30 protein-coding genes are annotated in these 23311 nt (G+C 52.7%); all 30 read right to left on the bottom strand.

The window, feature by feature from the left end:
* The 30 genes from OGW44_RS13520 to OGW44_RS13375 all read right to left on the bottom strand — a co-directional run bounded on the left by OGW44_RS13520 (window position 1) and on the right by OGW44_RS13375 (window position 23179).
* Window positions 1-216 (bottom strand): tail protein X, encoded by a 216-nt coding sequence (locus tag OGW44_RS13520; RefSeq protein WP_016150410.1) that lies wholly within the window; start codon window positions 214-216, stop codon window positions 1-3.
* Complete coding sequence (locus OGW44_RS13515) at window positions 191-661, bottom strand: phage tail protein (protein WP_016150411.1); 471 nt, start codon at window positions 659-661, stop codon at window positions 191-193. Before OGW44_RS13515 ends, OGW44_RS13520 begins: the two co-directional genes overlap by 26 nt.
* On the bottom strand, window positions 658-2583 hold the full coding sequence (locus OGW44_RS13510; RefSeq protein ID WP_185654517.1) for a hypothetical protein: 1926 nt from the start codon (window positions 2581-2583) through the stop codon (window positions 658-660). Before OGW44_RS13510 ends, OGW44_RS13515 begins: the two co-directional genes overlap by 4 nt.
* 102 nt (window positions 2584-2685) lie before the next feature.
* Window positions 2686-2985 (bottom strand): phage tail assembly protein, encoded by a 300-nt coding sequence (locus tag OGW44_RS13505; RefSeq protein ID WP_016150413.1) that lies wholly within the window; start codon window positions 2983-2985, stop codon window positions 2686-2688.
* 58 nt (window positions 2986-3043) lie between these two features.
* Window positions 3044-3550 (bottom strand): phage major tail tube protein, encoded by a 507-nt coding sequence (locus OGW44_RS13500; protein ID WP_185654516.1) that lies wholly within the window; start codon window positions 3548-3550, stop codon window positions 3044-3046.
* Window positions 3547-5016, bottom strand: coding sequence for a phage tail sheath family protein (locus OGW44_RS13495; RefSeq protein WP_185654515.1), 1470 nt, complete (start codon window positions 5014-5016; stop codon window positions 3547-3549). Before OGW44_RS13495 ends, OGW44_RS13500 begins: the two co-directional genes overlap by 4 nt.
* A gap of 38 nt (window positions 5017-5054) precedes the next feature.
* The gene (locus OGW44_RS13490; protein WP_185654514.1) at window positions 5055-5672 is read right to left on the bottom strand and encodes a phage baseplate assembly protein V; all 618 of its coding nucleotides are present in this window, start codon (window positions 5670-5672) and stop codon (window positions 5055-5057) included.
* Window positions 5665-6219: a hypothetical protein gene (locus OGW44_RS13485; protein WP_185654513.1), complete on the bottom strand. Its 555-nt coding sequence runs from the start codon at window positions 6217-6219 to the stop codon at window positions 5665-5667. The genes OGW44_RS13490 and OGW44_RS13485 overlap by 8 nt, the downstream gene beginning before the upstream one ends.
* Before the next feature lie 11 nt (window positions 6220-6230).
* On the bottom strand, window positions 6231-6887 hold the full coding sequence (locus OGW44_RS13480) for a hypothetical protein (RefSeq protein WP_185654512.1): 657 nt from the start codon (window positions 6885-6887) through the stop codon (window positions 6231-6233).
* A gap of 1 nt (window position 6888) precedes the next feature.
* The gene (locus OGW44_RS13475) at window positions 6889-7245 is read right to left on the bottom strand and encodes a head-tail joining protein (RefSeq protein WP_185654511.1); all 357 of its coding nucleotides are present in this window, start codon (window positions 7243-7245) and stop codon (window positions 6889-6891) included.
* Window positions 7245-7580 (bottom strand): capsid cement protein, encoded by a 336-nt coding sequence (locus OGW44_RS13470; RefSeq protein ID WP_185654510.1) that lies wholly within the window; start codon window positions 7578-7580, stop codon window positions 7245-7247. The genes OGW44_RS13475 and OGW44_RS13470 overlap by 1 nt, the downstream gene beginning before the upstream one ends.
* A 72-nt stretch (window positions 7581-7652) precedes the next feature.
* A complete protein-coding gene (locus tag OGW44_RS13465) occupies window positions 7653-9755 on the bottom strand; it encodes a ClpP-like prohead protease/major capsid protein fusion protein (RefSeq protein ID WP_185654509.1) in 2103 nt (700 codons plus the stop codon).
* The gene (locus tag OGW44_RS13460; protein ID WP_185654508.1) at window positions 9712-11223 is read right to left on the bottom strand and encodes a phage portal protein; all 1512 of its coding nucleotides are present in this window, start codon (window positions 11221-11223) and stop codon (window positions 9712-9714) included. Before OGW44_RS13460 ends, OGW44_RS13465 begins: the two co-directional genes overlap by 44 nt.
* Window positions 11224-11231: 8 nt before the next feature.
* Entirely contained in the window at window positions 11232-11447 is a 216-nt protein-coding gene (locus OGW44_RS13455) for a hypothetical protein (RefSeq protein WP_185654507.1), read from the bottom strand.
* Window positions 11444-13561, bottom strand: coding sequence for a phage terminase large subunit family protein (locus OGW44_RS13450; protein ID WP_185654506.1), 2118 nt, complete (start codon window positions 13559-13561; stop codon window positions 11444-11446). Before OGW44_RS13450 ends, OGW44_RS13455 begins: the two co-directional genes overlap by 4 nt.
* A gap of 3 nt (window positions 13562-13564) precedes the next feature.
* Window positions 13565-14071, bottom strand: coding sequence for a DUF1441 family protein (locus tag OGW44_RS13445; protein WP_047358011.1), 507 nt, complete (start codon window positions 14069-14071; stop codon window positions 13565-13567).
* A gap of 226 nt (window positions 14072-14297) precedes the next feature.
* Window positions 14298-14852 carry a hypothetical protein gene (locus OGW44_RS13440; protein WP_101701297.1) on the bottom strand — a complete coding sequence of 185 codons (555 nt, stop codon included), beginning with the start codon at window positions 14850-14852 and terminating at the stop codon, window positions 14298-14300.
* 132 nt (window positions 14853-14984) lie between these two features.
* Complete coding sequence (locus tag OGW44_RS13435) at window positions 14985-15203, bottom strand: hypothetical protein (RefSeq protein ID WP_047357966.1); 219 nt, start codon at window positions 15201-15203, stop codon at window positions 14985-14987.
* A gap of 80 nt (window positions 15204-15283) precedes the next feature.
* Window positions 15284-15796 (bottom strand): DUF2514 domain-containing protein, encoded by a 513-nt coding sequence (locus OGW44_RS13430; RefSeq protein ID WP_101701298.1) that lies wholly within the window; start codon window positions 15794-15796, stop codon window positions 15284-15286.
* A complete protein-coding gene (locus OGW44_RS13425) occupies window positions 15793-16341 on the bottom strand; it encodes a lysozyme (protein ID WP_101701299.1) in 549 nt (182 codons plus the stop codon). Before OGW44_RS13425 ends, OGW44_RS13430 begins: the two co-directional genes overlap by 4 nt.
* Window positions 16313-16591 (bottom strand): phage holin, encoded by a 279-nt coding sequence (locus OGW44_RS13420; RefSeq protein WP_003832349.1) that lies wholly within the window; start codon window positions 16589-16591, stop codon window positions 16313-16315. Before OGW44_RS13420 ends, OGW44_RS13425 begins: the two co-directional genes overlap by 29 nt.
* 222 nt (window positions 16592-16813) lie before the next feature.
* Window positions 16814-16999, bottom strand: coding sequence for a hypothetical protein (locus tag OGW44_RS13415; RefSeq protein ID WP_048220754.1), 186 nt, complete (start codon window positions 16997-16999; stop codon window positions 16814-16816).
* A 197-nt stretch (window positions 17000-17196) separates the two neighbouring features.
* Entirely contained in the window at window positions 17197-17733 is a 537-nt protein-coding gene (locus tag OGW44_RS13410; RefSeq protein ID WP_225280721.1) for a hypothetical protein, read from the bottom strand.
* 184 nt (window positions 17734-17917) lie between these two features.
* Complete coding sequence (locus tag OGW44_RS13405) at window positions 17918-18748, bottom strand: antitermination protein (RefSeq protein WP_101701300.1); 831 nt, start codon at window positions 18746-18748, stop codon at window positions 17918-17920.
* A gap of 16 nt (window positions 18749-18764) precedes the next feature.
* Window positions 18765-19760: a DUF968 domain-containing protein gene (locus OGW44_RS13400; RefSeq protein ID WP_185654505.1), complete on the bottom strand. Its 996-nt coding sequence runs from the start codon at window positions 19758-19760 to the stop codon at window positions 18765-18767.
* Window positions 19757-20440 carry a phage regulatory protein/antirepressor Ant gene (locus OGW44_RS13395; RefSeq protein ID WP_001704138.1) on the bottom strand — a complete coding sequence of 228 codons (684 nt, stop codon included), beginning with the start codon at window positions 20438-20440 and terminating at the stop codon, window positions 19757-19759. The genes OGW44_RS13400 and OGW44_RS13395 overlap by 4 nt, the downstream gene beginning before the upstream one ends.
* Window positions 20441-20453: 13 nt before the next feature.
* Window positions 20454-20840, bottom strand: a complete 387-nt coding sequence (locus tag OGW44_RS13390; protein ID WP_185654504.1) for a RusA family crossover junction endodeoxyribonuclease — start codon at window positions 20838-20840, stop codon at window positions 20454-20456.
* Entirely contained in the window at window positions 20837-22156 is a 1320-nt protein-coding gene (locus OGW44_RS13385; protein ID WP_185654503.1) for a phage N-6-adenine-methyltransferase, read from the bottom strand. Before OGW44_RS13385 ends, OGW44_RS13390 begins: the two co-directional genes overlap by 4 nt.
* Window positions 22153-23010 carry a conserved phage C-terminal domain-containing protein gene (locus OGW44_RS13380; RefSeq protein ID WP_185654502.1) on the bottom strand — a complete coding sequence of 286 codons (858 nt, stop codon included), beginning with the start codon at window positions 23008-23010 and terminating at the stop codon, window positions 22153-22155. The genes OGW44_RS13385 and OGW44_RS13380 overlap by 4 nt, the downstream gene beginning before the upstream one ends.
* Window positions 23000-23179, bottom strand: a complete 180-nt coding sequence (locus tag OGW44_RS13375; RefSeq protein ID WP_185654501.1) for a DUF4222 domain-containing protein — start codon at window positions 23177-23179, stop codon at window positions 23000-23002. The genes OGW44_RS13380 and OGW44_RS13375 overlap by 11 nt, the downstream gene beginning before the upstream one ends.
* Window positions 23180-23311: the final 132 nt, after the last annotated feature.

The raw sequence follows: 23311 nt of genomic DNA, 5'->3' as shown, positions 1-23311 counted from the left end.
TCAATCCCATAAACTGAATGGCGATTCCGCTACGGGCGTCACCAGATCCGGCAGAGTGATGTACAGGCCGGAAGGATACATAGCCCCCTGATCCGCCAGCCCCTGATTAGCTTCAAGAACCTGAGTCACCGAGTCTGACAGATTTTCAGTACCGTAATGCACGGCACAAATTGCATCCAGGACATCTCCGTCACGGGTTTGATAGATCGTCGGCATAGTGTTTTAGCGTCATCGTCCAGTTTTTGTTTCGGTGACCACCACCCGGTAAAAACTTACTCGTCGTGTCTGAAAAGTCGGTCACCACCCACCACCCCAGTACATCACCTTCTCCGCTGACAAGCTGCTGGGGTTTCGCCTGATCGGCAAGATCAAATAAATCATTCACCCCTTCCACCCCTTTACGGAAAAAGGCGTGAGACTGCCCTTCGAGTCTGACAGTACGGCCAGGCTTTCCGGTGTACTGAAGAAGGTCCTGTTTGCCGATGCGTTCCTGTTCACTCCAGCGCCAGCTTGCCTCACGGGTGAGCTGATGATAAGCCGCTGTATCAATCGAAAAGGCGAAATTCCCCAGCATCATCATCACGCGGGCTTCCTGCCCCCCCCGTAATGCGCCTGCACTGCGCTGGCCGGAATCTTCAAATATCGGGATAATTTCACTCACCAGACAAGTCCCCCATCCAGAAGGCTGTTATCACCATTAAAGGCAGAATTGTTTTTCGTCACCGTGGTCACTTCATCGGCAATCGCTTTCTCATCCTGTCCTGGCGCGGCATTAATTTCGAAGTGGTACTCAAATTTGCGGTTATCGGTTATCTGCCGTGATGGCGGCTGCTTATCCAGTACATCCATTTTTTGAAGCAGACTTTCCCAGTAACCGCCCGTGCTCTCGTCTTTCAGAATCACCGGCTCAGCAGGTGAACTGTCTGTTGCAGTAACATTCCTGTCCTGCTGCCCGGCGGGAAGAAGGGGAGCATTCGGATACTTATCCCCTGCGCGGGCGCTTTCTCCTTCCCCCTGGCTGTACGTCAGCACTGATGGTTCTCTTTCCCACTGGCTGGCAGATGTTACCGGCTCATGCGCGTAATTATCCCAGGCTCCGGCACTGCTTTCCGGTTCCTCTTTAACGGTTTGCGCGACATGGTCCTTGTTTTGCTGTAGCGCGGCATTCCAGTTTAAAAGCGAATCGCCGCCTTCCGGTGACAGGTATTTATCAAGCGATTTGTTAAACGCCTCATCGTCACTGTCAGGACCGAACCATCCGCGGGTATCGTTCCATGACTCTTTTACTTTTTCTGGCAAGTCAGGATGAATTGCCAGTTGCTGCGTAAACCATTCTCCCTGGCCTGTCTGCTCAGCTCTGAGGCGAGCCATATTCATTCCGTTACCAGCCAGTGTTTTCAGTACATCGCGCTGATCATTTCGTTCATCAGGCAGCAACCAGGACAGTTTTTTAGCCAGCGCGTAAATAATTTTGCCGACAAAAACCACCCCCTGTCCGAACGACAGAACACCGGGATAAAGGTCGTTTCGCAGGAAAGTCACAATGCGTTTTATCCCGCCACCTTTGAACCAGTCGGCAAGATCATTCGTCAGATTACGGATATCCGGCGCCAGTTCATTTCCCAGTTGCCCGGAAATCTCTGCGACCGCAGAAGAGAAAACAGTGCGGAGATTATTGATAGCCTGATTACCCGCAACTGCTCCATCAGCCCCCTCTTTGGTCACAAGGTTGTAGCGCCGCTGTTCGTCCATCAGGTCGCGGTAGCTCCGGCCAGACTGCTTGATAAGCATCAGCAGCTTGCTCGCTTCCCCGCCAAAAAGAGAATCCAGTGCGAAGGAGGCTTTTGATTCGTCCTGAAGGCTGAGCGCCCGTTCAACAATTTTGTCGAACTGCGCCATATCGCTGAGCCCGGCAAAATCCCCCGCTTTGAACCCGAGCGTTTCAAACGCATCCTGCAGCGAGCCCTGCTTACCGTTCTGTTTATACTCCCCGGATTTGTGCAGATACTCTTCAAAGAGATCGCCAATGTTTTCCGCATTCATGTCGTACTGCCTAGCCAGAGAATCCCAGGCATTAAACGTGGCCACGTCCACGCCGTAACTTTTTGCGACATTAGTGCGGGTTGCCGTTTCAGCATTGGTGGCAGCTGGTGCTATCAGTGTGCCAAGAGCTGAAGCCACCACACCGCCACCGCCAATAGCCAGCCCGGAACCAAACATCCCGCCCACCTGCCCGGCTATCCCCAGACCGCGCCGGAACAGACCTTTACCGGCACCTTTGAACGCCTGAATGCGCTGTGCTTTTTGCATCTGTACATTCAGTTTCTGCTGCTCCGCCTCCGTTTTGCGGATTTCCCTGGAAACATCGGTATAGCGGCGCTTCAAATCCCCTAGGCTTTCACCGGCCAGTTTGGCACGCTTGATTTCTGCTGCCAGTTTAGTCTGATCTTTTGTCAGTCGTTCAGACTGCTTTCCGACATCTTTCAGGTTTTTTTGCAGACTATGTGCAGATCGTTTCCATGAATTATCCAGGTTTCCGCCAAAGGTAATGACGGCCTTAAGGTTCTGGCTTATTCCGCCCACGGTTTATCGTCTCCAGTTCGTCGGTCAAAAAATCAGAGAAAGTGCTGAACGGCATATCAAGGTATTCCGCCATCGGAAAATGCAGCCGCCGCCCCAGAAATCTTATTGCCCGGAGGAGCCCGCCTTCGGTCGCTTCGCGGGCGGGAGCATAAAAACGTTAAAGGCATCCAGCAGCTGTGAATAATCTGCCGCCGTCATCAGCCAGAGATCCTGTTCACTGAGATTGCATAGCAGCGCAATCATGCGGGCTTCTTTCTCTTCTTCGTTGCCGCGGTCTTTGGCATGAGTGATGCGATCGCGAACCAACGGTTCACGCATGGTGACTTCATCGATCACAACCCCGCTATCAAGTGATACAGGGGAATACAGTTTTATAACGCGGGTTTCACCAGGAAAGCTCATAGGGTGCTCCATAAAAAAACGGCCCGCAGGCCGTTACAGTGGTGGGATAACAGTAAAATCAGAGACGCACTTTGGCAGCCAGGCCAGAAAGCACATCCACGCCATTCACCCGGCGGGCGAAACGCTCTGTATCAATGGCGAACAGTTCGCGCCCGTCCAGTGACTGACGGTAGTAGCTGACAGCAATATCAACCGTCACGGCATTTTCGGAAAGCGTGTCCTTACTGCGCGCATCCGGCGTGACGGTCTGTACAAAACCCTCGATTTCCTCAACCGTACCGCGTGCAGTGCCGTTACCGAGATAGCCCTGATAAGCCGTAAAGCGTGAACGGCTGCCGCTGACAAAACCAAAGCTGGCCAGCATATCCGTATCTATTCCATAAAATTTAACCTGGCAGGTCAGTGCTTCCATGCCGTCATCAACCGGGGTGGGCGCATCCTGTGCGCCGGTACGCAAATCCGTTTTAACAACTGCCAGAGACGGCGGCGTAAATTCATGCGCCCCCTGAATACGGATCCCCTGCCGGAAAAAGGTCCAGACGCGTAGTGTGTTTTTATCGCTCATGCTGCAAGCATCTCCTCAAGCGCATAGTTATTGTTCACCCGGACGCGCAGGCTGATAAGTTCAGTCGGCGATTTCGGACCAAAGTCATAGTTGATGTACAGGACACCCGACGCCATGGTTTCCGCGGTGTTCAGTTCTTCATCCAGCCAGGCCCGCCCACCGAATATGGCGCCAAGACCGACCAGTTGCCGCATATAGGCATTGATGGTGCCGATAATGTCATCCGCATTTTCCCGGTCCAGTGGGCGGTCAACATACTCCAGCATGGTTTCCTGAATGCTGTCCTCAATAACATCAGCAGTACGGCGGACAGATTCAAAACGCCATTGAGGATTGGTTGCACACAAACGGTTCCCCCAGTGTTTAAAACCCGCCCGGCGGATAATGGTGGACACGTTCTGCATGTTGAGCAGGTTAGCGTCGCAGTTTTCATCCCCGAGGATAAATTCATCGATCTGCTCAACACCGAGGATGTTGTTGATGTCCTGGTTCGACTTGCTCCACCACCAGCCTTTTTCAAAGTCGATGCGGGCGCGTAACCCGGCAGCAAACGCAGAGTAAGGGCGATAAACCAGCAGGCCATCTGCATCGCTCGCCTGGACCCGCGGGCGCAACAGTTCAGTTCGTGCGCCATAGGACTGGCGACGCTGTACCACTTCCTGCAGCGTCGCACCGGATGCGCAGTCAACATATGCAACGGCGCGCAATTTCCCGGCCACGGTTTCCAGCCCCTTACCAACCGCATCGTCCTCACTGAATCCCGGTGCAATCACAATACGCGGCTGGTACGTGGTAACAGATTTCGCTGATGACAGGGTGCCGATCCCCTTCAGTACCGCAGCACGTCGTTTTGCCACATCGTTTTCATCTGCCACACGCACCACCACCGTCAGCGCATTACGCTGATCGTTAATGTCTGTCAGTGCCTGTTTTAGCGTACCTTTTTCACCCAGGCGGGATAACAGCGTGGTGCCGACGACCGCCACCGGCGTATTGAGTGGAAAGGGTTCATCTTCACCCCCCGCTAATTGCAGGCCGAAGGGCTGGACAATCCCGTCACCGCGCCCGCTCGCACTGACTTTTGCGCCATCAACACCACCGACAGCCTCAGCAACGTCCCCGGGTTTAGCCGTGATAACACCGTGATCATCACAACCCAGCGTGATTTTCAGTGTCAGCGATTCAGGATCCCAGCTTGCTGACGTCACAACCGCAGCAGGATTTTCGGCTGCCGGCTGTCCGGCCAGCGCAGCGACATTGATGACATTGCCTTCCCGCCCCTTAATGGTTGCCGTGAAGTCGATAACGTTATCGAGAATGGGTGTACCGGATGATCCCGATGCGGCTGTTCCCCCCGACGCATCAGGTGCAGTTCCCACCAGGCCGATAATGGCGGTCTGAATCGTGGTAACCGCCACCGTACCCGAGGTGAGTTCAATAGTTTCAACGCCATGTAACTGAGACATGTTTTTTCTCCAGGCATAAAAAAACCTGCCGCAGCAGGTCACATTTTCTGATTAGGTTTATCGGTGAGCCCGCCGCTGTCGCCGCGGTGATCGTGGTTGTTAAATATTTCACGTATCTTGCTCATGCTGCCGGATTTATCCGTTATCTCCTTAGACGCCCCGATATTCCCTGCAACCGACGTGTCAGCATTAATCTGAGTTTTGCCCTGAACTGTCAGGGTATCCGTAATTTCAACCGGACCATCCAGCGTGCCTTTACCGACAATTTTGTAAGTTCCACCATCAGCCAGCGTAATCGTCAGGGCATGCGCGTTCCTGTCATAACGGATCTCGGTCCCGTCGCTGTAACGCGTAATGTGCTCGCTGTCACTTCCTTCCGGCACCGGCAGCTTTCCCGTGTTCCAGCCGGGAAACACCCGCCCGTTGTTGAGTTCTCCGGCTTCGGACAGGACCGTAACCGCATCCCCCACGGCATAAGGATTTGAATCCGCCCGGTTAGTTCCTGAAAACCCCTGGCACAACGGCAGCCAGGTCGTGATGATATCCCCCAAATCCACCCGGCATTTTGGGATGCGATCGTGCCTGACGGAGTGGATAACACCGCGCCGGACAAGATTCGCCAGTCTGCGCTGCAGGTCGCCTGCGATATCACTCATCGGGCTGAGCCTCCTGGATAAGCTGATAGTCATCCACGTGATTACGGCCCGTATCAGGTGCAACACCCAGCCAGGCCTGCTGCAGAGGCATGCCATTGTTTGCAAAGGGGTCAGTACCAAATGCAGCCGCCTGGGTGAATGAAATACGCCAGACCAGATAATCATCCATTCGCGGATCAAACTCATCACGTTCAGCCGTGGTGAATACCGCAGGCTCAATATGGCCCAGACCAAACTGCTGCCCGTCAATCCACTGGGTAATATCAGCCGCAGCGCTTCTGACAAAGATTTCAGGCTGACTCACACCCACCCCGGCGGCATCCACCACCACGAAGAGATCACAGGTTAAATTAACGCTCAGTTGCCCCTCATTACCTCCGCCCTGTTCCCAGCTGTTAATCGAGAAATACACCGCGGGCGTGGTCAGCCCCGAAAAGCGGGGAACATTTCTTTCCGGATACGCACCGGCATCACGCACCCATCCGATTTTTTTTAATGCGTCAGTCACAGCATCGTGATACCGCCCCAGCAACAGTGGCTCGGCCATCGTTCGTTACCTCAGACAGAAATACGGGCTTTTACGCGCCCGCGAATGTCGGTTTCAAAGTGATGCATAAAAATCTCCATCGCTTCCGCAAATGCGTTGTCATCGATGTAGTTCAGCATCGGTTCGTAGATATCCATTTCTGCTTCGAGTGTCCGGCGGGTCAGGGGATCGCGAATAACCACCGTCCGGCGATTATCCCGTTTTGAACGGGACACCTCCCCGTTTTCAAACGACCGTTCGCTCAGGAGATTACCTTTCGGGGAAAATCCGGCGTTTTCTGCCTGGCGGCGCGCTTTAATAAAACGCCCCGTGTTGCGGTCACGCCGGATATGGTGCGGTCGCAGCCGCCCGTTGATTCGTCCTTTAAGGTCTTTCACCTTTATGGCATTCAGCCCGAACCAGAGCCGGAAGTTATCCAGTTGCGATCCCCTGTCCAGACGAAAAGACAGCAGACGGCGCCGGACCAGATCCATACTGCGTGGGGCCAGCCCGTCTTTCAGATCCGCCATCGCTTTCTTTCGCAGCGTGGCGGCAGTACGCCTGAGCGCGCGCGAGTATGCTGCACGGAACTGTTTTTGCGTCGCACCGATACTGTCCGCAATTCGCCAGATAACATCCACATCAATATCGACGGGTAAATCCCGCCGCAGTCGAGACTCCCGCGCCATATCAGCTCCATTTATCGATCTGAGGCTGTGTTTTGCCGGGTTCCCCATATGCCAGCGTGACGCGGGTCCGCCCTTCTTCATCCGCGCCGATATGTGTCACCCGGTAAGGGATGGTATTGATCACCACACCGTCATGTTTTTCGAGACTGGAAATATCCGCAGTCATTGCACTGAACGCCGGGGAATGGTTCTGAATTTCCCCGCCGCCCGGTACACCCGACAGCGCATCCGGTGATTCAAAAATCACGGTCACCAGACGCGGGCCTTCACCCGTTTGCAGGCATGCAGGGACTTCTTCGGCAAACGCCCGGTTAATCCGGGCATCTGCTTTAGCCAAACGCTCCCGGAACCGGCTCATCAGAACCCCAGACGGACGGCAACATCAGCATCATCCGCCTCAGCTGCTCCCCAGGCGGAACCAACAACCGGGTTTGGCGTTGCATCATCGCCTTTTGCCACCGTCAGCTTGCCGCCAGCCAGATACAGTTTCTGGCCTGCCGCAATTTCTTCTGCCGCTTTAGGCAGCACAAAAACACCGGCCATATGCAGTGTTCCCCACTCGCCAGCAGGAATATCGTTGTGTGCCACCCCGGCAATTCCGCTGACCGCCACCAGCGTACCGGATGAAACGGCATCAACACCCGCATTGTGATAATCCAGTGTGGTACCGTCCTGCTGATAGTTATTCGCCATGTTTTTTCTCCATAAAAGGAAAAGGCGACCTGCGCCGCCTTCAGAGATAAAAAAACCGCCAGGCGGCGGTCGTTATTTTTTGGTGACTTTAACCAGCCCGCGCCAGTCAAGCGGGGCCACACCCGCATCAATGCGCACCTTGAATGCGGCACCGTCCACAGTGAAGCCCTGCTGCTGTTCCAGATATGGCGTGTCGATACCGTCCAGATAGGCCACTTCAATGGTGTCGCGCCCCTGCGCAGCAGTCAGGTAATAATCGGTCGGGCTGCTGTCATCCAGGCGGGCCTCAGAAGCCACGGTCACAAAGTTCTGGATCGGGTTAACGATCCCGCTGTTCGCGTCTGCACCCGGTACACTGGCGGACTTAATCAGCTGGTTTGCCCGTGACTCAATTGCCACTGGCGTCAGCATGTAGGCCGGACGAATATTCAGACGGCGATCGCCGGATTTTTGCAGCAGCATTGCCTTACGCGCAGTATCCAGCCCTTCAATAGTCAGATCGGCTGCAACAAGGTTGCCGTGATCGGCGTGGAACAACGGCTTACCGTCCGACATTTTCGGGTTGCTGGTCAGTACAGCCCAGACCAGATCGCCGACAGTGGCTCGCGCAGCAAGCCCCATTGCCTGAGGGATACGCGTCAGCATATCCAGGTCGTCGTTGATGATAGTCTGGCGGTCAATGCTGAAAAGCTCACCATAGGTGGCCAGTGCAATCGGCTCACCGCGATCTTTAATGGTGACATATTTATATTCCGCCCCGGCGCGAACCTTACGCAGCGATGCCAGTGATTCCAGGCCAACGCGGTGCGCGGTTTTGAAATCGGTCAGTGTGCCTTTACGGGTCCACTGTTCGAATGTTTCGCTGGCCTCATCCCAGCCAAGCAATGCCGCCTTATGCGCCACATCCATCAGGATATTGCCGAAATCGCTGCTGCTGTGGGTGAACGCCAGCCCAACCATCGCCTGTGCGGTACCGACACCAGAAATACCGATACCACGATCCACCAGCGAGGCGCGGGCCAGTTCACGCAGGGTATACCCGTTGTACGCGTTATCTTTTTCCGCCTGCGCATAGCCCGCACGGTTCATTACCGCCGCACGAATGGAATCACCAACAATGTTCCCGTTACCCGCATGGATGTGAACTGCACCCGGTCCGGCACTCGGGGTCGTCCCTGCCGCCAGCGCACTGAGCAATTTGGTGCGGGCCTGTTCCGCTGAGCAGGAAATATCCGTGATGCATTCTGCTTTCAGCGAGCCAAAAGCAGGAAACGCATCAAAAACAGCGGAAACTGCGCTTACTCGTTCAGTATTCGCCGCCTGCATCTGCTGCTGGAGCTGGGCGGCCAGCGCGGTAATGTCGATATTTCCTGCCAGCGGTTGCTGGGCTGGTTGTGGTGCAGGTGAGTTATTTGCGGCCTGCGGCGCCGGGTTTTGTGCGAGCTGCGGCTGACTGACAGGAGCTTCGGCACGCGGCCCAAAAAGGTTGTTAATCTGTTCTGGCATATTCTGGTAATCCTTCAGTTTATTTTGATTCACACAGGCCGCGGCCTGCAGTTCTGGTTCAAGCGTGTCAGCGAAACCTTTTTCCACCGCCTCCGCGCCATTAAGCCAGGTTTCAGCTTTCAGCATCGCTTCCAGTTCTTCCTGCCCCAGCCCGGTCTTGTTCATGTAGGCACTGAGCATCAGCGCTTCATTACGATCAAGCCAGGCAGCGTAATCACGCATATCATCGGAATCCCCGGCGATCCCGCCCCACGGTTTGTGCACCATCAGCCAGGCGTTTTCCGGCATATGCACCGTGGCACCGGGCAGGCAGACAATCATTGAAGCCATACTGGCAGCCACGCCGTCCACCCAGATATCAAGTTTCGCCTTCAGACGGGACAAGGTGTTAAAGATGGCAAATCCCTGCATCACATCACCACCCGGGCTGTGGATATGCAGATCGACGGCACTGGCCTCAAACACCCCGGCTTCCTTACAGTCGGAGACGAACTGCTGAGCGGTAATCCCCCAGCCTCCGATCACGTCATAGAGAAATATTTCCACGCGCCCTGCAGCCAGAGCGCGTATCTCATACCAGCACTGACCGTTTGCGGCATCGATACCAGCCACACTGGCACGGGGATTAATCATCGTCCCGCGACGGGGCGGGCTTATCATTTGCTGCATCAGGGAGCACTCCTTTATCGTTGGCGGCGTCTGAATCAAACACCAGCCCGTTTTCTCGGTTGAATTGGGTTTCCCGGAGACGCTGACGTTTCACCTCCTGCGGATTCTTACCACGTGCGCGCGTCCATTCGGCTTCTGTGCCTGCCCCTCCACGGACAATTGCCTTCCAGGCAGCAGCCTCTTTTCCCGGATCAATCCATGGCATGACTGGCCCAAGATAGAGCGCGTTGTAAAGGGATTTTTTGTCGACATCTTTGGGGATGGTAACGCCGCTGAGCAACGTCATTGCCAGCCAGTTTCGGTATACAGGACGGCTTTGCTGCCCAACAAACCACTGCTGCAGAACGTTGTAACCTTCAAAACTCTCAACCAGCTCCTGCCGCTGTGAACTGTAGGTACCGTTGTAATCCCGCGCGATGCTGGAATAACTGCCACGTGTCCCCGCCGCCACAGCGCGCATCTGACCATTCCTGAACTCATACAGATGAACATTCGGGCGATTCGACTCCACCATGCCCAGATCCTCGCCTGGCTTTAGCTCGTCATAAATCATCCCGGGCGCAATATCGTAATGGCGCTGTCCACCCGGTGTTGAAAACTCGGTTTCTGTATCAAGAGACTGAGCATCGCCACGTTTGATATAGAAACCCAGCGCCGCCGCAATACGTGCCGCCACGCGCTCACTCTCTTCATAATCCTTAATATCGGAGAGTCGGGTGATCACGCCATGGATGAGGCTGATCCCCCTTAACTGGTGAAGCCGTTTACGCATAGCCAGGTGCAGCATGCTGTCAGCCGAAACAGTTTTTAAATCAGCATTGAGTCCGGCAAAACTGGCAGGATGGTTCTTATAAACTCTGTAACCCGTCGGTCGGCCCCAGGCATTGACAATAATCCCCTGGCGGATCTGCTGCCCGGAGGTACTGTTCAGGTTAAACGGAACAAAATCCGCCTCCAGCAGTTCAAGAGAAAACGGTACCTGGGTTGAATGCTGCAACCCGGCAACATTTCCCCGTACCATCTGTGTAAACACCTCGCCATCACGCAGTGCTGAACGTAACAAAAGCCGCTCTGCTTCCGGACGGGTAAACATCCCGGTCACTTCCGGACGAACCGACCATTCCGCCCAGAGCGCGGATAACTGACCAGCAAACTCAGAGTGGAGATTACCTTCAAGATCCAGCGGCTGCGGTTCAACGTGGATCCCGTGAGCACCGATGACCCGCTCCTCCATCTTGTCAAAAAGACCAATCACCAGATCATGGTTTTCATCCAGCCAGCGGGCCTGTTCTCGTAATGAAGCACCGGCTGCAAATACAGCGGTGTCCGCCGACCGGGATTCACGTTTCCCCTTATGCAGACGAGTCGGATTTGCTGCCTCATAGGCTCTGAGTCTGAGTCGGTTTTGTGCGCGTGATGCCGCCCACCCGGGCGATATTGCGCCCAGTGCCTTTTCAAAAAATCCCATGATTTGCCTTACATAAAGTTAGCGAGTTTGAACGAGCCGTTGCGGTTTGAGACAGCGCGCCAGCGCCTTTCCCAGTATTCAAGCTCGTCACGCAGGGCTTTGGGGTCATGGTTGGTAATTGCCCGGCCATTAACCCCCGTGAATGACACGCTTTTACCGTCCAGAGAATCCCGGTAAGCCTGACGCACAGTTACCAGCATCTGCTGAATTTCTGATTTCGTCACAGCCAGCCTCCGTTGTCACTGACACCCAGCCAGCCACCAGAAAGCGGGCTAGGCTGTTCAGTTACAGAAACAGGAGACGAACGTACAGGTACCGCTTTTTTCACAGCAATCTCCCTGGGGCGCTCCCCGTCAATGATGTTTGAATTACTCTCCTGAGTGGCAGCCCATGCCGGGGGCTGTTCCCAGTCCCGGATTTTTTCATAACCACGCAGGACAGCGACGGCGTGGGCATAACAGAAAAGGTCAAAGGCTTCGTTATTGCCTTTTCCGGGCTTGCGCCATTTTCCGTCCGTGCCGCGTTCTTCGTAGGTCAGTTCTTCGTAGAACCACTCCCCCAGCCAGTCAGGAAAATGGATATACCCGGCACCTGGGGTTTCACGTTCAAGGTTGTTACTGAGCTGATCTTTCAGCAGGTCTGTCTGCAACAGATAAACCGGAACCTCACCACGCGCATCCGCCCGGCGATCGCTTCGGCCTGTGTTGTCAGGGTGCGTTTTGGTAATGATTTTCTGGCGTCGGGTGCTGTCACCTTTTATCAGGTAAACCCGTTTACCCAGTCCGTCACGACGACACTGGCGCCAGAATTTATAGGCGTTATCCGTTACCCCATCTTCCCCGCCGCTGTCGACAGCCATTGCAAGAATGGGCATCCGTCGCGAAGGGTCTGACTGCAGCGCATAGGTTTTTTCGAGGACATCCGTGATGAGCAGTTGCCAGTCTTCCGGATAGGATCCGGGATGCACCTGCTGTGCCTCACCATTTTCATCACAACGCAGGGACTGGCGGATGTTATAGCGGTCCACCAGCCAGCGTTCGCCGTTTTCACCGTATCCGATGATCTGGACGACAAAACGGCGCTTCTTCCCACCCTGCACATCCACCGACGCCAGAAGAAAACGGACTTTCGGCGGCACAAGCCGTTTGCCATAGTCTTCTGCCCGCAGCATCAGCACGTCAGCACGTCGCTGCTCACTGGCTGCACGGGGGAGATAAGGAAGCCCCCAGTCAGTATTAATTACCGTCTTGAGCGTTTCTTCGCTTCCGGTGGCCTCATAGTCCTGTTCCGCCGTCAGTAATTTGTAGACCAGTTGCGCCCATGTCTGGTATGCAGCCGCTGGTCCCTCCATCCAGAACGAGGCAATGCGCGAGCGTCGGGCTTCTCCGGTAATGTTGCCCTCACGGTCGATAGTCTGTCCCTCTCGCAACCAGACACCCTTTCCGTTCAGTTCTCGCTTCCTGTCGGCGGTAATCATGCCGTTACAATGCGGACAATCAATATGCGCCGCTTCACTGGCTATTACCGGGTCAGGCGTTTCCCGGTAGCCTGTCATCGCCTCCATGGCCGGTTGAAAGTATTCCCCGCAATGTGGGCATGGCCAGTACCAGCGACGGCGATCGCCGCGATTATATAAAGACAGGATCCCGGTCGTGGGAGGGGCTTCGTGAGGTGACTTTCTCCGCCACTTCGTATTGGTGATTTCCCTGCCCGGTGAACTCTCGACCAGCGTCATCCCCGCCGACATAAAGGTGGTGGTACGTTTTGAAGCAAGCGAAAATCCGTCCCCTTCCCCGTCGATATCTTCCGGGAAGCGATCGTAATCCGTCAGCGCCACACACTTAAAATCTGAGGACGACATGATGTTGATAGACGGCCAGCCTATCTTCAGGTAGTTCCCAGCAAGGAAAGTCCGGTCATGCACGTTGTTGTCATTGCGTGAAGGACTCAGCCGGCATGCCACCTCCGGGCTGACACGAAATGTTCGGGCCAGACGTTTTTTTGAGTGTTCTCGCGCTTTTTCTTCCGTCATCTGAATGATGAGCATGTCAGACGGATCGCAGACAACGTTGTACACCACCCAGCCATCAATCAGACCAATAGTTTTACCCGTTCGGGCAGGACCAACAAAAATGACAGCATCATATTCGCGTGATGCCAGGCAGTTCATCGGCTCCACAACATAAGGGGCAAGATTAGGATCCCACTCAACGGAGTTACCCACGCCGACCGGAACACGCATATATTTATGTACGGCTTCCGCTACAGGCATTCGGCGCGGTGCTCTGATGATCCCGGCAGTGTTTTTTCTTAGCTCCGCCGCCGTGGCCTGTCGCATGGCTTACTCCTCTTCTGGCGAACTGTCCTCCTGTTCCGGCGTATCTGCCTGCTCAACCTTCAGGGCTATCTGATCCCGCAGGTCATCGATGACTTTTTGAACCCGAACGACAGCTGCAGGCGTCATCGCGCAATCACGTTCAAGAATATCCGGCAGCGTTTCCAGCACCTGAACGACGGCTTTTGCCATTGATGAAAATTCTCGGGTCACTGTCGATGCCGGGATTAACTCACCTGTTTCCTGCTGGAATTTAAGCCTCTCGCGTTCAGACTGAAACCACGCCTTACGATCCGGCGGTAACATCTTATCGATATCCACCAGCTCGGGTGCCGTGGTTCGGCCCAGCAGTTCCCGGAGAATATCCACGACAGAATAAAGCTTGAGACGAGAATTACTGCCCGGAGCAGGCTCAACGTTATTCAGCCTGCTGGAGATCGTCTGACGATGAAGGTCGGTCACCGCTGCCAGCTGATTGATGTTGAGGCGAAGGTTTTTCAGTTCGTTATCCATGATGATGAACAATATTTAACCATTTCGACATCGTGAATAATTTCACGACTGAAATATCAACAAGTTAAGGGAATGATGATGATGCCGATAAAATGCAAAAAACCAGCCGTTTTCCGCGTGTCCTCGCCCCCTCGGTGTTCAGAATCGCCAGGAGGACCCGTACAAATGATAATTAGTTTCAATTGCAGTAATAAATAGCGAGCAACAAAAAACCGCCCTAAGGCGGTTACTTCGATTCAAAGACAAACCTTGTCGTCATCATTTCATCCAGCTGTTGCATCAACGACGACTTGTATCCGTTACCTTTAATGTACCTTTCAAAATCACCCTCAAAAACTACCCAGTCTTTCGACAACTTTGTGTTATCAAATAAGTGCTCAGTTGCAAGCCATGAAGATCGGCAGCTATCAAAAATGCTTAGCAACTCGTCAAACCTACGCACGTTCTGCTCTCCAATTTCGATTTGCTGATTAATAAGGTCTACATCTTTAAATAACCATTTCGCAATAACTTGCTCACGCTCCTGTTCCAGTTCGTCTGGATCAATACTGAGTGGCATAAATAATAGGGCTGTTTTTAACTGCTTAATCGCATTTCTAAAGTCCAGTTTTACTTTAGTTTTCTCTTGATCACGCCATGTAGACAACGCTTTGTACGCAAAGCAGAGCGTTACAATAGTTGTCACTACACTTACAGATGCCACAACCATTGACCAAAAGGCCCATTCAGCTGCGGCACGGTTAGCTACTAACGTTTGATAAGCAATGTAATTTGCGTCCATTTCCACCTCATATCATCAATGAGATAATTGTAACGAAAAGCATTATCGCAGGCACTCAATGAACGCATGCTGTAATGCCCATAATGACAACAATAAAAAAACCGCCCGAAGGCGGTTTGGGTCAAAAACTTGCTATTTTTCCAGAGCAGATTGAATAGCATCTGCTAATTTTCCTATTCCATCAGCAGTTTTGGCTAAATCTTCGTTAACTCTCGATACAGTAGACTGATGATAGTTTCCGACACTTTGTTTTGCGATTTCCAACGCTGCTTGTACAGCTAATAACCGCTTCCGCTTGTTAACAAAAGCTTCGCCGCTATCACCATCATTATTGAAATAACCATCCAACATTTCATACACTCCTATTAACCACACATTTAGTGGCATCTATTTAACTTGGGGCATACTTATAGTTTTCAAGTAAATAAGCATCATTCATACCCTTTGTTGTTTGCCTCCCTCACCGAGTCGTAAATGCGCTCACACGTCATCCCGGCACGGTAGCGTTCGTCAGCGATTTCAGCATATCGTTTAGCTTCTGCTGCAATATCTCCGAGCATGTTGGCGAGCATTCCTGCAGTGGTGTCGGTTGTTTTGCTTCTGATGGCAGCGGCAAGATCTGAGGTGTGCTTTGCGGCGTCCAAGCGGGCGACAAGCTTTGTTGCTTCGGTACGCAACTGGATAACAGTGGCAGACAGACCAGCAACAGTGGCAGCAGATTTAGCAGCTTGTGCTTGTGCATCTTTTACAGCCTCATCACGGGCAATTATGCGCCCTTGTTCAATCATGCGGGCTGCGGTCTGTGCATTCGCTGTTTGCGATGATTCAGCGCTATCACGTTCCGCCCACTCCTTTTCCCAACCTCGGTTACTCCATACGTTTCCCGCGATGAATGCGACAGCCGCCAGCAGCGAAATGGCAATAAACCTAAAGCACAGGCTCACTGGTCTATCCCCCAGCACGCCAGCGCGCTTTCCTGGTCTCGCCTTTCTACCTGCCCATAGCAGCCGTTTTTCTGGCCTTTGGTCAGACGACAGTCGCGGCCACCGTCTTTGATCCACCAGCGGATCGCTTCACAGGCGCCTTTACGGTCGTCAGCATTAATACGCTTATAGAATGTGGACGGGAAACATTTCCCGGGGCCGATGTTATATGGGCAGAAAGATGCGATCCCGGCTTTCTGCGCTTCGGTCAGTGGTACCTTGATATTTCGCTCAACCCATGCCAGTGCCTTGTCGCGTTCTATAGCGTTCACCTGAGCGCATTTCTCAGAAGACAGCTTCATGCCCTTAACTACTGGCGTACCATCAACCATCGTGGCGCCGCGGCAAATCGTCCAGAGCCCTCCGCCGTCGCGATATACCGTAAGGCTATTACCCTCTTTCTCATCCAGAAACTGATCGAGAATCACGGGCGCGGAAGCCCCCGCAAGAATTAAACCAACGACCGCTGCACTCAGTTTATTCTTCAGCTTTGGTGACATTACCATTAAGCCGGTCCTCCCTTTCCTTTTTCCTGTAATACCAGTTCACTGCACAGGTAATAACAGTGCATGCGATACCGACAATAATTGCCCAGTCGCTCAGGCTTAACCCTGCAATTCTGTCGGCCAACATCCAGGACACCTCTTTTGCTGTTTTAGCTGTTTCGGCATATGCCTTCGCTGATACACCGCAGCCGGTCAGCGTGGTTCCTGTTCCATATGAAAGTCTGCTGTAAATGGTGCTCATTCTGGTCATAGCCTCACCTCCGATTTTTCGGATGGCGCTGTGTGATGAAAGGAGGATCAGGCTTCACGGGCTAGATTTATAACAATGCGTATCGAGGATGATTCCCGTGAGCCTGAAAAAGTAAAGCCACCATATGGTGGCCTTAGAATGCAAAAAACCCCGCCGAAGCGAGGTTTCAAATGTTTATTTGGAACTAACTAGTTATCTTCATGACAACCTGACAAGAGATCATCAGCAGCATGCACGCTTTTTACCATCATCTGGCGTAAGCTTGATGACTACTCCAGGATTCTTGCGTTCTAACATCTGAGTTTGGCTCCATGAAATGCCGAAAGATTCCATAGGAGATGCGTTACCAGCAAAGAGTTCGGCAACGACTTTAGCCGCATCGATCTCGATCTGCTCATGATGTTTCATTGAAGTCCCCTCTATGCAGCGCTAGGCTGTGATTGCTTCTTTTGAAGCATACAAGCAACCAAGTTGGTCACTTGAAAATGTATAAATTAAAGCGTAGTGCATTTTGATGTATCTTGTGTGGGCTCAGATTGCATCAACTAAATGTGGTTTTCAATACTTTTATGATAAACCGAGTCAATTTAAGAACACCACTCACACTACTTAACCGAAAAGGTTTTTCTAAGCACCATAGCGCAACCTCCTCGTTCGTAATCCGAAATGTATTCAAAACCACTTTCAGTATAGTACCTCATAGCGCCATCAACTGGACTGACTAAAGCTATCGTATCAATAGTTTCGCCTTGATGATTGAGGAATTGTGCGTATGCAGAGAAGCAATCCAAAACGATACCCAGCATCTGATGATCTAGATCTTCATGAGCATCGTTACGCTTTTCCATCCAGCAGATATGTACAGCCTGTTTAGGCTTGTAGTAACACCCGAATGCAAATCCGATTGGCTCACCACGATAGTATACAACCAGTTTAATCGGATGTTCTTCCATCATATCAATGAACACACGCGACTTAAGCCCGGGATCCCAGCGCAGCTTGTTATTTGTTTTAAGAAATTCCATATCTTTTAGGATCAGCTCGTCTGCATATACGAGTTCCAGCGACTTATGCGGAAAGCGTCCTTTCAAATGTTCTGCAACATTTTTGAATACTGCTGTTTGGAAGGCTTGGAACATCATGTCGATCCAGACAAGGCGAAAACCCAAATTTTACCTATTCGATAGCCTGTTTTTCAATGCCATATGAGTAAAATCCGAAAAAAACCCGCTCGGTGGCGGGTTTATTAACTCTGAACATACAATGCCCATCGTTAATGTCAAATATACACAAAAACGGCAACATTGCAAACATCATGACGCTAAATTACGCGATATTTATCACATCTTCACTTTTAGTAACCCGATTCAGCTGAGAGCTTGAATAACTCTCCTCCTGGAAGCATTTGGTCACCAGGCTTTCATAGAATGGTTTCCAGCTATAACGCCATGTCCGGTCTGGCAGACTGGGCAACTCGGAAAAAACACCGCGATAGGCAACCGATGATTTTGGCCTGCTGTATCCCCGACCTTCACAGCGCTTACATTCTTTGTAAACCGGAACTCCCTGCAGTTCTGTCGCTTTACGGTCAATCGTCTTACCTGTGCCGCCGCACCGGCATCGCTTACTTAACTTTCCGGTGCCATGGCAGCGGGAACATAACGTTTGATCAGAGTCAGTTACATCGCGCTTTACCTCAAAGTCAGATGGTGACTGTCTCAGGTCTTTTGCCCATTGTGGCAATCGCATTGTGTAATGGCTTTTAGTCACGGTTTTAGTGGTTGTAAGCAACCCTTTACCACTACATTTTGGGCATGCCACGCTATCAGCTGCTGATGAGGAATAATCGTTATAGGCAAACCGGGCAAGGATACGCATGCAGAGGGGAAACTTTTTCCCTGATGCTTTGCGAATCGCCATGGGCGCATGCTCTTTAGCGTACTCCGTTAGCCAAGATATTGACGCCTCCCTGTCCTGGCTGCTGATACCAGCTTTACCCAGGAACATAGCCAGCCCGATGCCCGCATCAGTCTGAGTCATCCCCAGTGCAGCCATTACATCAGTCACAGTAAGTTGTTCACTTGCTGTCGCTCTGCTGGTATCTGAGATGTGCATGCCTTTAGGCGCAAAAAACTTTAAAACATTATCCAGATTCATACGGTCTCCATACTTCTTAAGCTGTCGCAATTACGCCGATCGCCAGCGCCCGATCCATAAAACGCAGTAGCAACTCAAGCTGCGTACCATGCTTCTGCTCGAATGCCGGTACATCGGCGTGTAGCTCATCGTGGCACTCTCTGCACAGAGGAATCACGAAGAGGTCATGGGCTTTTGTTGCTGTACCACCCATACCGTGCCCTACGATATGGTGCGGATCATCTGCTGGCCGTCGGCAACACTCACAGGGTTGTGTTTTAACCCAGCGGGTGTACGTCTCATTTACCCAGCGGCGACGTTTGGGCCTGAGCATGAAAGACTCTGGCGATTCCGGATCAACAGAGAGCGTGAGGATCTTCTTCGCCTTCTCCTGCACGAGGCTGGTTGCAGACGCGGAAGGCACAATGTCGCTTTCCCTCATGACCGAGCGGATCTTCTCATCCGGAAGGCGTAGCCCCTTGTGCGCAACGCTTTCCGGAATAACATCAGCCAGGTCGTTTCTGACCATCCACCAGCACAGTTCCGGAAGCGTCAGGATATGCGACTCGGGAAAACCAGAATCACGCCGAATGACTTCCAGAATCCAGGATACCAGGTTTCCGGCCGCTATACCTGCAAGCTGTTCGGTATGCTGCCCCGACAAAGTGTGATCGCAATGCCAGCACAGGCGAATGCTTCCTGGTGGGTGCCGCATTGTTGTGAAGTTCTTGTCGTGCCACGTTGAATGTGGCCACTGGCATTCAAACCGATTACTCAACCATTGCTCAAGGGAAGAAATCCCACCGGCACGCTGAATAACCCTCTCATTCTCGAAGACCTGACGCATTACCGGATCATCAGCCAGCGGCTGAATGGCTGCCGGAACAGCCCCGGTACTGAATGACGCCATTTCTTCTGGTTCAGGCTCGAGCAGAACGCGACCACGCATGAAGAGGTGCATCAGTTCCGCACCGGGACGGAACAGCACAATCCCCATACGATGGGCGATCTCGGGGGTAAGCAGAGCTCTCACGCGACCTGCCCCCTGGCAATGTGTTCTGCCCACAGCCCACCAATCCAGCGCACGCCTTTCGCCGTGAAACGTGCCTGGCTGAATGCATGATTTGAGGTTACGGATGTGCCGGTTTTCACTTCAAAACGGCCCGCATCAATATGCTGATGCCGTGGAGTCATCGTTCCGCCAAGGCGATACATGATGTCGTTCTCAAGGAGGAATAACCGCAGATCTGGCTCTTTGGCCTTAAGCAGTTTTGCCACCTGGCGGAATGACATTGACCCACTGGCTGTACAGTACCGATCAACAAATGCTACCTTCGGCGCCGCGGCAGCCAGTTCGTTAGTCAACTGCTGTTTTTGTTCTGCAAGGTCAGCTGCAAGACGTAGGGCTTCAGAGAATGATTGAGGAATCGTCTGCTGCTGTGCCTGCTCAAGCTCCTGCCAGCGATCAACCAGACGCGCGGTAAACTCCGGCGACAGCTGCGCGACAACGATATAACTGTCCCGCTTCCCTATCAGATAAACCGATACCGACTGATTGAGGTGATTTTTAACTTCCCCCATTGGGGGGAGTTCAATAACACCGCGCTCTGCCAGGCGTTCAATGGACCGTTTAACATGGTCATGTCGTGATTCCACCAGCTCAGCAATATCGCTGCTGGACATGGTTAATGCTGTTGTTGCTAATTGGCTCATACTTTTCTCCATATCAGGCGGCTGCACCCGCCGGTTCATATCTGCTGATCGTTATCTCTACCCGACCTTTCGGCACTTCGGGTCCCCATTCCACCAGCATGCGCTTAATCTGGCTGTCGTCTTCCCAGACACCCGCATGCGTCAGCGCGTCAAACAGGGCTTTGTTGTAATTATCGATATCCCGACGGCGCGCATCCGGCGGGTACAGAGTGATTTCAACCGCTGCCAGTTCAGTCGATGGCTTCGGGAGACGTCGTAATTGCTCAATGATCGCCACGCAGGCAGCGCTCTGGTATTTACGGCCATCAGCGCTAATGAGGTGACGACCGGCCAGCGGCCCCTTGTTAGGGGCGCGCCAGTAAGTGTTCACGCTCGGAGGAAAAGGCAGGATCAGTTTCACGCGGCCTCTCCCCGCATATTGCGAACAAGTTCAGAAGCGGCAGTAATGATTTCGCTGGTGGCCGTTCGTTCCAGCCAGAGTTGATTGATGTTGGCTTTCAGCTTGTTCTGCTGTGAATCATCCAGCATGTCAGCGCCATCCACCTGATCGAATACAATTCCAACCTCCAGCGGCCAGATACGGGACTCGGGATGCGGATCGGCTACTGGTTTAGCTTTATCACGGATGTGCATGCGGATCTGGCGAATATTGGACCAACTGGAAACATCCAGGCTTCCCATAGCTGCAATGAAATCAGTACTGTTCATGCCATATTCACCGGATGCTTCAAGGGCAACAGTGCGAATACGTTCCGACATATCCAAGCGTGTAGCGGAGTCATCGAATTGAATCGACAAAAGCCACTCATCCACACCGAACAAAATGCTTTCGCGGATGAGCAGCTTAGCCTTGTCGATCGTTAATGGTGATACCTGTGCAAACTCAGGTGCATCGACCGAATCAGCCGCCCAGGTATGCCCGAACTTCGACTCACTAAAGGCGTATTCTTCTTTATCGCCGAACGCAGCTCTAACGCATGCCCACGCCTCGACACCGCTGATAGCAAAAATATCTTTTTGGGTTAGTGGCAACTCTGCTACTGACTTATCTGCTACAGGTGGTGTGACAGTTGCAGGTTGAGACTTGCTGGCAGCAAATTGTGCCAAAGCCATAAACGCCCGCCCTTTTGCCTCCAGTTCTGTGCGGTTGATATAGCTGAACCGCTCACCACGCCACGACTTATCGAATACAGCTATGGCACCGGCAAAAAACGCGCTGGTGGGCTTCTGTTTTTCGTCAGCAGGTATAAACCACACTGGCAGATCGAACCCAATGCGCCCACGGATGAATACGATGTGATCGGCATCTTCCGGCCACCACGTTTCGCTCGGCGCAGCTTTTATCAGGAACACATAACGACCGCCCTTTTCGCGCTGGGCTGCTGCGTAGTTCATGATGTGCGTCATGCCGGTGATCGCCTGTTTCTCGTGGTACTGCGAACGGCTATACGGTGGGTTGCCATAACCTACACCGCCCAGTTCTGCCAGACGATCAGACCAGTCCTGTGTCAGTGCATTATCTTCGGCGGTGTACCATGCCGGGCACTTCGCGTTGTCGTCGTCAGCAAACAAGTCCAGAACTAATGGACCAAATAGCGCGTTGATACCCCAAAAAAGCATATCCGGTGTCCGCCACTGATCGCCAACCTCTTTCAGTTCGTGGGCTGGTTTGTTGCGCAGTGCCGCCAGAGCCTGGCAATATTTGTTTAACGTCATCCTCTGAACCCCTCTGGAATCGTTGTTTCAACCGGACCAAAAGCCATCACATCGCGCTTTTTCGCGCCCCAGTCAGCGCGTTTAGGCCGTCCCTTCTGCTCCCAGCGGGTAGCGCTTTGCAGATAGCTCTCGAATTTCTTCGGGCCGAACAGCGTTTCCGGGCGCATGTACTGGTACTGCTCGTCGTTCTCGTGCCAGTGCTCATGCTTCAGGTCGATAACAAGTTGCAGGTCTGCAACGCTGTATCCCTCACGCAGTCGGGCACGGATGTTCTCCAGGGATGTTTTTGATTTCTGATACCGGGATCCGCTGATCTGGTTCAAATGGGTCAGAACCAAAATTGCCTGGTCAGTAATCACGACTTCAGGGTCTGGTTGCGCTGCAACCGGACAAGAGGGTTTTGAAGTTAATTGTGGATCTTGTTTTGATTTTACTGACGGATCCCCGCCAGATTCTGACGGGTCAAAACCGCCATTTTTGCCAGATTTCGACGGGTCAGTTTTTGAGGCGTCAAATTTTGATGCTTCAGATTTTGACGTGTCAGAATCTGACAGTTGAGAAAATGCAGCAGCCTGAAGTTTCGCCACATTCAGGCGGTACACGTTCGACGCATTACGGTTTCCATTACGGCGCTGTGTACGCGTGAGCCAGCCATCTTTTTCAAGCTTTGCGATTGCCGTTCTGATAGTGCTCGGCCCTGCGCCAAGCTGACGAGCAATAGTTTCAATGGACGGCCAGCACACGCCCTCATCGCTGCTGAAATCAGCGAGGCGAGCCATGATCGCGACACTAGACAACTTCATGCCCGACGCCGCGCAACCATCCCATACGTAGCCGGTTAATTTAGTGCTCATGATCGTCCGTTATCTCCCTGAACTTTTGCCTGAAATGCTCAAGTGGGCTGAAGCATTCGTGCGGGTAGCCATCACGCAGATAGATAACGCGCTGTGTTTCTGGCTCCCAGCGGATAACACGGACTGGCACTCCACGGTGGTCTTTGAACCTTCGGTTAAGATCGCGCACAGGCGTTTTGCCCTCCGGTTATAGACCCCCACAATTGAAACCGCCCTACTGTGGTTACAAGGAACCCAGCGGTTTGATAATCTGCGTTCATACCGAAACAACGGAGTACCCGAAACCGGGATCATCCTGAGT

This window comes from Citrobacter sp. Cb023 (assembly GCF_030336805.1).
GTDB classification, from domain to species: Bacteria; Pseudomonadota; Gammaproteobacteria; order Enterobacterales; family Enterobacteriaceae; genus Citrobacter; species Citrobacter braakii.
The sequence above is the reverse complement of the archived record's forward strand: the minus strand, read 5'-3'. Positions and strand labels throughout refer to the sequence as shown.